Raw genomic sequence first — 8,420 nt, 5'->3', positions numbered from 1 at the left:
TCGGCCATGCCCCCGGTCCGTATCGGCGGTCGCGGGGCCCTTTACATACGAGTCAACCCCGTTGATCAGTCGCCGAGTTGCACAGAGTTTGCACAGACCCGATGCGGGCACCCGGTTGGCCTGTGAGTGCCTGTGTCAGAACCTCCGACCGCGAGTAGCGCGCTGGATGCGCCACTCAAGGAGACCGTGCCATCGGGTTGCAGGCCCCGCATGTGCATCTGGGGGGATCGGCTTCGGTGGCTTTCTGCGCCGTTTCCTGCTGTTCGACACAGGCTCTGAGGCGGCGAGGAAGCGCCCCTGCGCACTGCCTTCGTTAGGGGCGCTGGAAGCGCCGAACAGCGTAGATATGAAGGTCATACTGCGCCTCCTTGTGCAATGTGCCTCGCCTCGTCGGCCCTCCAGCGCATTCTGCTTCTGACGGTTGGGGACTATCCGCAGCAGCGGACGGCCAGAGGCTCTCCCGAAGGCGTTCGTTGTCGAACAGGCACTCTCCTGGAGGTACGCAGATGACTACTCCCCCGCCGTCGACCTTTCCCTTCGACATCGACCACATGACGGCGACGGAGGTCGACCTGCCGCCCGGAGCGTGGACTGACGTCCCGCTGGAGCTCAGCCTCCCCTTCGCCGGTCTCTACTTGCTCGACGCGAACGTCCGCGGACGTCTGGTGGCGTACGGGAAGGTCAACGCCTACATCACAGCAAGGCTGTGGGATGCCACAGCGGGTGTGGCCGTTCCCTCCAGCGAGCGGAACGTGTACCAGACGATCGACACCGCTGCCGGCGACCATGGCGGCAACGGCACCGCACCGATCAGCGAGGTCTTCCGCGCGAACGCACCGACCACCATCCGGCTGCAGGCGAAGCTGACCAACGCCGAAGGAGCGGCGACCACCGCCCAGATCTACTCCAACGCCGCCCAAGGCTTCACCTCTCTGCGCTACCGCTTCAACTGATCAGAGCCCTGTGGCTCCTCATTCGCTGTTGGAAAATCTCCGCTGGGAGTCAGGCTGCTTCCGGCATGACGTAGCCGTGGGCAATGTCGCGGCGTTCGGCGGGGCGGTTCGTGCGGCGGGTGAGGCGGCGGGTCATGAGAGTGATGGCGGCCCAGGTGATGAGTGAGACGCTGCCCATCACCGAGGCCCGAGCCAAGTCCGGCACCCTGGTGGAACTCGCCGACCTCGAAGACGCCCTCGCGCTCGCCGAGTACCGTGCGCGCCAGGCTGCGGGAGAGGTCACGGGCGTGCCTCATGCTGAGGTCCGGGTCCGACTCGGGCTGGAGCGCACGGCTCACTGACCCGACCGCCCCGGCCCGGCGCTAAAGCGAGATCTCGATTTCCTCCACGTCCGTGAATTCCACGTCCAGGCCTTGGGCGCGGCGGTTGTTGTCGCGGAAATAGTGTTCGCCCATTCCCTGCGCGGCGATCTGCAGGAGTTGGTTTTCGGTGGCGCCCCGGTCGTGGGCCTCGAACAGGCGCTTTGCCCAGTGGGGGGACAGGGCCTGGGTGATGTGGCGGGTGCGGGGGTCGTCGGTGGTGCCCGGGGCCGCCGTGAAGCCGAAGCGGGCCCGGGTGGCTACGACGATGCCGTCCGTGGATGCCGCTTTCTGCTTCGCCTTGGCTCGGATCTGGGGCTGCCAGCGCTTCTTGACCTCCTGCTCTATGCGGGCTGCGAGGGCCTTGCGGGGGCGCTTGAGCTTGCCGACCAGGTAGCGCTCCACGGTGCGCTGGGAGACCCCGAGCAGCTGGGCGGTGGCCTTGGTGCCCTTGAGCTGCTTGACCAAGTACTTCATCTGCGCCTGGGCGCTCTTGGGGATGGGGCGGGTGAACGCCTGCTCCAGGGCGCGGTCCAGGCTGTCGCCCAGCGAGTCGACCATCGTCTTCTACTCCCCGTCGTCGGCGGCCGGTCCGCCGTCCTTGATGTTCCGGGCGATGTTGAACAGGCCGCCGTGGTTCTCGAATTGAGATTCCGCCCACAGGACGGTCTGGGTTCCCTCGTGTTTGACCATTCCGGGGCTCACCCCGAGCCGGAACGTGCCCGGCGCGGGCTTGCCCTCGCTCGTGTAGGGAAGGAGATCGAGCGGGCTCGGACCTGTGGAGGGGTAGACGATGCAGTCCGTGGCGATCGCGACCGGGTAGACGTCGGCCGCGGCGGCGGTCTTCATCATCTTGCGGTGCATGCCGATGCGTACGGTGGCCAGGACGGCGGCCCGGATGTCGGGGCGCCATGTCTCCCGGGCGAGCGCCGGCCATGGCTCGTAGTACGGCACCTGGCCGCGGTTGCGCTGGCGCAGTTTGCCGATGCCGCCCTTCGCGGTGGCCTTGATCGCCTTCAGGAGCAGGGCCATCGCCGGGTCCATCTGCTTGGAGCGGGCCATCGCCTCGAGGAACTCCTCGTCGCCCATGCCGGTGGCGACCCCGAGGTCGGCCATCGTCGTCACGTAGGCGTCGCGCAGTCGCTTGTACCAGCCGTCCAGATAGCGGCCCGAGGCGGTACGCACGTACGCCTCGATCGGGGCGACGTCGAAACCGAGCTCCACCGCGTACGCGACTGTCGGTGTCGTGTACCAGGCCGGGCCCTCCGGGCGAGTGCCCTTCGGCGTGAACGGCGAGGGCAGCCGGTCGCCGTCCACGGTACGGCCGTTGATCCGCGCCCGGGACAGGTCGACGTGGGAGAGGTCGACCAGCCATGAGCCGGGCAGCGACGGGTCGAAGGCCGGGTTGCCGGTGAGGTGAGTGGGGCCGTTGAGGCCGACGTTGAGGCCGTTGGCGGCGGCCGCGAACGCCATGTTCACGTCGATGCCGACCAGGTACGGCTTCATGCACTCGTCATCGGTCAGGTCCCGGCACCAGTCGAACGGCTCCTCCATCAGCATCTCGGCCGGGGTGCGCAGGTGGTGCCGGGCGTAGACGCCCTTGAGGATCGGGTGCTCGTCCGGGACCTCGCACGGCACGACGTCGTACACCTGGGTCAGGGCGTCCGCGTTGAACGCCCGCTCGTACTCGCCGGTGGCTTCGTTCTTCTCCGCGCGGGTCGGCGGCCGCAGGGCGGTCATCAGCTCCAGGCCGGTGACGGCCGTGGTGCCGCGCGGCGTCATCACCCGCTCCGCGTACGTGCCGAGGAACCGCGCTAGGTCCGGGGGCTCGATGGCCGGCAGCTGCGGGGACTGCTTGTCGTCCCACTCGTCGACGGGCAGCGCGCCCCAGGCCGGGATGCACAGCTGCACGCAGCGGCGCCTGGAGCCCTCGGGGTCACGGAAGACGCGCGTCCACGGCCCGAACCCGCGCTGGGTGAGCTGGAGTTCGGCCCGGCCGAGCTGCTTGACCACCTTGTGGCTGTCCTTGAGCCGCCCTGCGCGGCGCTCTTCGTCCGACAGGGCGGCGGGCAGGCCGTAGCGCTCCAGTGCGCGGGGGGCCAGGACCAGGACCGGGTCGGCGTCGCGGCCGTTGCGGTGCAGCCGGGGCTGGCCGAGGTGGGCTTCGGTCAGTGTCCAGTCCACCAGCGCCGCGAGGCTCTTGGCGGGCACGTCGAGGATCAGGCCGCCGACGCAGTACGCCATCGCCTCGCCGCCGTCGGCGTCGGCGGCGACATCGATCACGGCGAGTGGCCCGTTCTCGAAGCGGGGGGTGGCGGTGGCCGCGGGGGTCGGCTTCTTCGCCGGTGTCTTCGCCGGCGTCTTCGCAGCCGGAGGTGGGGGCGGCGTCGCCTCGGGTGCCGTGACGGTGTCGGCCGGGGCCGGTGGTGGCGTGGTGGGCTCGGCTCCGGGCGGGGCGGGGAAGCGCTCGGCGAGGCCCTCCAGGAGGCGGGCGTAGGCGGCGCGCTTCGGCGGGCGCGGCTCGGTGCGTCCGGCCTCCCAGTTCCCCACCGCCTCCCGGCGTGCGTCCAGCGCCCTGGCGATCTGGGCCTGGCTCAGGCCCGCGGCCTCGCGCAGCCGCTTGCGCTCGGCGGGATCCGGCAGATCGTCCTGTGCGACCTGCTCAAGGAGCGCATCCACAGCGCCGAACAGCTCGTTCTCAGTGGACATAGAGGGCACCTCCGGTGATCACCGGTCACCGTAACCCAATCGCGCCGTGGATCGCACGCTTAAACGCGCACTGGATCGCCCTTATGTGGAGCGGCGTCGGCGTACATTTGTGCATTGCATCGACATGCGGATGAATATGGGTGTTTTGTCATGCGCCGAAGGTGTGCCGGTGGGCACTGTGCCGTGTGATGAATCTTGCTCTGTGGATCGCTGCCGGACTGCTGGCTGTCGTCTTTCTGACCGCCAGCTCGACCAAGCTGTTCCTCTCCAAGGAGAAGCTGGCCGCCTATCCCGCCGGCGGATGGGTCGAGGACTTCAGCGCCGGCTCGGTCAAGGCTATCGGCGCCGTCGAGGTCCTGGCGGCTGTAGGCCTGGTGCTGCCTGCCGTGCTGGACATCGCGCCGGGGGTGGTGCCGCTGGCCGCCGTGGGGGCGGCGTTGCTGATGACCGGCGCGGTCTACACGCGGCTGCGCCGTCACGAGGCGGCGATCGTGGTGGATCTCCTCTACCTGTGCCTGGCCGTCTTTGTGGCGTGGGGCCGCTTCGGCCCCGAGTCCTTCACCGGCTGACTAGACCGGGGTCAGAGGCGCTTGGGGAGATGAGGCCGAACTCGTAGGCATGGGCGACGAGTTGAGTGCGGCCTCTGACCCGCAGCTTGGACTTGGCCCGCTGGATGTGGGACTTGGCGGTCAGCGGGCTGATCACCATGCGGTCGGCGATCTGGTGGGTGGAAAGCCCCTGCGCGACCAGGGCGACGGCTTCGCGTTCGCGCTGGGTCAGCTCCTTGAGGCCGGTGGCGGTCAAAGGGCGGTGCGTCGGCCGGGTGAAGAGGCGGCTGATCACCGTGCGGGTCACACAAGGGGCGAGCAGGGCGTCGCCGCGTGCGATGACACGTACGGCGTGCAGGAGGTCCTCGGGCGCGATGTCCTTGACGAGGAATCCGGCGGCGCCGGCGCTCAGTGCGGCAAAGACCTGGGTGTCGAGGCCGTGGCTGGTCAGGATGACGACCCGTACGCGCGCCAGGGCCGGGTCCGCGGCGATGCGGCGGGCGGCCTCGATGCCGTCGAGGCCGGGCAGCTGGACTTCGGTGAGGACGATGTCGGGCCGGTGCTCGCGGGTGAGTTCCAGGATCTGCTGCCCGTCGGCGGCCTCGGCCACCACCTCTATGTCGTCCTCGGCGTCGAGGAGCGCGCTGAACCCGCTGCGCAACAGCGGCTGGTCGTCGGCGAGCAGGATACGGATCATGCCGTACGCTCCTGGGGCTTGTGGGTCTGACGACTGCGGGCGGCATTCATGGCCGCGGGGGCACCGGACGTCATGCTGCTTCACCTTCCTCGTCGTTGATGCGGTCGGCTCCCGGACCCGCGAGGCGCGTCAGGTGGCGACGGGGGTGTCCGCCACCGGATCCCGGGGAGCGTAGGGGTGGGTCACCCAACGGATCGTCTGTATGCGGCCGTCGAGGATGTCGAGTGCCAGAGCGCCGAGGACCCTGCCGTGGCGGTCGCGGAAGACCGCGCCGGGGCCCTGGTCGACCTGCTGCGGCTCCATGGTGACGCCGACGCGCACCAGCGCCGGCACGATCGCGGCCAGCACCCGGGCCACCTGCTCCGCACCGACGATGCGCCCCGGCCAGGGCAGAGCCGTGTCACCGCCGCCGCTCACCATCGGTACGGTGGCGGCGAGTTGCTCGCAGACCTCCTCCGGACATCCCACGACCGAGGCGATCTCCGGCGACTCGTACCCGAAGATCTCCCTCAGTACGAAGACCGCGCGCTCGAGCGGTGACAAGCGCTCCAGGAGCAGCACGGCCGCCGTGGACAACGACTCGGCCGACTCCGCCGGTCCTTGCGGGTCGTGGTCGAAGTCGCCCGGCAGCAGCGCGAAAGACCGTTGTCCGACGCTTCTGCCCCGCCGTACGCGGGCCGAGTGCAGCACGCCGATCGAGATCCGGGTGACCGCCTCCGACAAGAACTCCTTGCCGGAGACAGGAACCGTGAGGGCTTCCTCGTAGCGCAGCCAGGCCTCGTTGACCGCGTCCTCGGCCTCAGCGGTGCTGCCCAGGATGCGGCGGGCTATCGTCAGCAGCAGGGGCTGCAGCTCCTCGAACTCCTCGTTTCGGCTCACGCACACACTTCCTTGACGTACTCGGCGGCCGAAGATCGGCTGTCACCTCTCCGTCCGGGAACCTGCTGTCAGTAATCAAGACGAGACAGCCGCGGCGCCGGTGACATGGGTGGGGACGAAGGTGGGAGTGGCCACCGGCAACGGGGAGGAAAACAGGGGGTGTTGTGCGCTCGTACGGCCGTCACCGAGTGGCTTGGCCGGCTCGCTCACACATGCTCGGACGCGGGGGTGGCAAGCGGCTGAGGCTCGGGGTGCGGCGGCTCCGCCTGGGGTCCCCGGCTGCGGGCGCGCAGCGCGAGCGTGGCCACGATGCAGATCCCGACGGGTACGACGAGGATGAGCAGGACGGTGCCCAGGGTCCAGCCCGCGTCGACCATCAGGCCGCCGGTCAGGCCACTGGCGATGGGGCCCAGCTTTCCCGCGGTGTTCGCCCAGCTGACTCCCGTGGCGCGCGCGGCGGGCGGGTAGGCCACCGCGGTGATCGCCTGGAGCGCGGAGTTGGCCGCCGGAAGGCAGAGCCCGAGGAGGAACGCCACGGCGAGCAGCGCGGCGAACTGCGCGGCCCACAAGGCGGCCGCCACGAAGCCGATGATGCTCAGCGCCCACAGGGCCGAGAGGACCTGGAACCGGTCGAATCGCTTGAGCGCGAAGGACACGGAGAGCTGTCCCGTCAGGCCGCCCCATCCGAACACCGCGACGGCCACCGCGGCCTGCGAGGACGTCAGGCTGCCCGTCTGCTCGACCAGCAGCGGCATGTAGGTGATGATCAGGGCCGTCATGCCCTGCGCCAGGAAGAAGCTCATCCACAGCAGGAACGTGATGCGCTTGAATTCACGGGACATGACGACTCGTGCCGGGCGCTGCGGGCGTCGCTGCACCGTGGTCTCGTCCCAGACCACGTGGGACAGGTCCTGGTCCGGAGCGATGACGGAGAGGGCCTTGTGTATCTCTGCCGCGGGCCGCCCGCGGGTGATGAGCACGCCGACGGACTCCGGTACGTACCGGACGACCGCCGGGATCAGCAGCAGCGGGGCGAGTCCGGTCACGACCAGCAGCGTGGGCCAGCCGAACACGGGGATGAGAGTCGAGGCGAGTACGCCGCCGACGGTGATGCCGGCCGTCACCCCGGCGAAGGCCAGCGCGACCATCTGGACCCTGCGCTTGGCGGGTGTCCAGTCCGCGACCAGAGCCATCACGGTCGGCAGGATCGCGCCGAGTCCCAGGCAGGACACGATCCGCGTCGCGGCGAAGGCGCCGACGTTCTGCGTGATGCCCATGCACGCCGTGCCCAGGCCGAAGACGGCGATGCCCGTGACGATGACGCCTTTGCGCCCGTAGCGGTCGGCGAGCGGGCCTGCGGTCGCACCGCCGATGGTCATCGCGAGCACGCTCAGCGTCACGATGACGGTCACTGTGCGCACATCGGTGCCCCAGTCGTCCTCGAGCCGGGGGTAGACGAAGGCGGCGATGGTGGAATCGAGTCCGTCGGCCACCATCATCAGCAGGCCGAGGACCACGATGCGCCAATGTCTGCGGCTCATCGGCCTCTGGTCGATGAATTCCTGCGGACTCAAGTGTGCCGGGGCGTCCGTGGTCATGGGCGGACCCTTTCGTTCAGGGCGTACGGGGCGTACGGGGAAGAAGCACAAGCCGAGGCGCGGGTGTCAGCGGGCATGGGGGACGCCTCGAGCAAGGGGAGCTTCTGACCGTGCTGCGGTACCGCGGTCCCCGGGGAGGAACTGAACAGCATCGTTGTCCCGCACGGTTGAGAGCGACCAGCGTCTGATTCGAGCCGACCTCGTGCACGTACTCGGCTTGTCGCTCCACTCGTCTCAGCCGACGACGGTCCAGGTGTCGCCGCCGGAGAGAACCTCGGCGAGGTCGCCCTTGCCGTTCTGCTCGATGGCGGTGTCGAGCTGGTCGGCCATGAGCGTGTCGTAGACCGGACGTTCGACGTCGCGGAGGACACCGATGGGGGTGTGGTGGAGAGTGTCCGGGTCGGCGAGGCGGGAGAGCGCGAAGGCCGTGTTCGGGGAAGCGGCGTGCGCGTCGTGGACCAGGATCTGTGACTGGTTGTCCTCGGTGACCTCGACGATGCTGAGGTCGCCGGTGAGGGGGTCGCGTACGACGCCCATCGAGGCATCGGCTCCGAAGCGGATGGGTTGTCCGTGTTCGAGGCGGATGACGGCTTCTTCGGCCTGCTGCTTGTCCTTGAGGACTTCGAAGGCGCCGTCGTTGAAGATGTTGCAGTTCTGGTAGATCTCCACCAGCGCCG

Annotated in this window: 8 protein-coding genes and 1 pseudogene; 3 read left to right on the top strand and 6 right to left on the bottom strand. The window is 69.1% G+C overall.

All coding sequences use genetic code 11. From position 1 onward, the window contains the following. Positions 1-506: 506 nt before the first annotated feature. Positions 507-953: a hypothetical protein gene (locus E2651_RS38150; protein WP_135335861.1), complete on the top strand. Its 447-nt coding sequence runs from the start codon at positions 507-509 to the stop codon at positions 951-953. Between the two features lie 158 nt (positions 954-1,111). Then, positions 1,112-1,294 (top strand): type II toxin-antitoxin system prevent-host-death family antitoxin, encoded by a 183-nt coding sequence (locus E2651_RS38145; RefSeq protein WP_135335863.1) that lies wholly within the window; start codon positions 1,112-1,114, stop codon positions 1,292-1,294. A 21-nt stretch (positions 1,295-1,315) separates the two neighbouring features. On the opposite strand, the gene E2651_RS38140 is transcribed toward E2651_RS38145, so the two are convergent. Then, on the bottom strand, positions 1,316-1,873 hold the full coding sequence (locus E2651_RS38140) for an XRE family transcriptional regulator (RefSeq protein ID WP_135335860.1): 558 nt from the start codon (positions 1,871-1,873) through the stop codon (positions 1,316-1,318). Positions 1,874-1,879: 6 nt separating this feature from the next. After that, positions 1,880-4,021, bottom strand: a complete 2,142-nt coding sequence (locus E2651_RS38135; protein WP_135335859.1) for a helix-turn-helix transcriptional regulator — start codon at positions 4,019-4,021, stop codon at positions 1,880-1,882. A gap of 188 nt (positions 4,022-4,209) precedes the next feature. Between E2651_RS38135 and E2651_RS38130 the strand changes: the two genes are divergently transcribed. After that, positions 4,210-4,590: a DoxX family protein gene (locus E2651_RS38130; protein ID WP_135335858.1), complete on the top strand. Its 381-nt coding sequence runs from the start codon at positions 4,210-4,212 to the stop codon at positions 4,588-4,590. On the opposite strand, the gene E2651_RS38125 is transcribed toward E2651_RS38130, so the two are convergent. The 4 genes and pseudogenes from E2651_RS38125 to E2651_RS38110 all read right to left on the bottom strand — a co-directional run. Next, complete coding sequence (locus E2651_RS38125) at positions 4,580-5,266, bottom strand: response regulator transcription factor (RefSeq protein WP_135335857.1); 687 nt, start codon at positions 5,264-5,266, stop codon at positions 4,580-4,582. The two genes, E2651_RS38130 and E2651_RS38125, sit on opposite strands and share 11 nt — an antisense overlap. 129 nt (positions 5,267-5,395) lie before the next feature. Further along, positions 5,396-6,145 (bottom strand): sigma factor-like helix-turn-helix DNA-binding protein, encoded by a 750-nt coding sequence (locus tag E2651_RS38120; RefSeq protein ID WP_135335856.1) that lies wholly within the window; start codon positions 6,143-6,145, stop codon positions 5,396-5,398. Between the two features lie 206 nt (positions 6,146-6,351). After that, on the bottom strand, positions 6,352-7,743 hold the full coding sequence (locus E2651_RS38115; protein WP_245239474.1) for an aromatic acid/H+ symport family MFS transporter: 1,392 nt from the start codon (positions 7,741-7,743) through the stop codon (positions 6,352-6,354). Between the two features lie 234 nt (positions 7,744-7,977). Further along, positions 7,978-8,420 (bottom strand): annotated as a pseudogene (locus E2651_RS38110) (2-oxoacid:ferredoxin oxidoreductase subunit beta); the annotation flags it as partial.

The sequence above is a fragment of the Streptomyces sp. MZ04 genome (assembly GCF_004684775.1).
Lineage (GTDB): Bacteria > Actinomycetota > Actinomycetes > Streptomycetales > Streptomycetaceae > Streptomyces.
The sequence above is the reverse complement of the archived record's forward strand: the minus strand, read 5'-3'. Positions and strand labels throughout refer to the sequence as shown.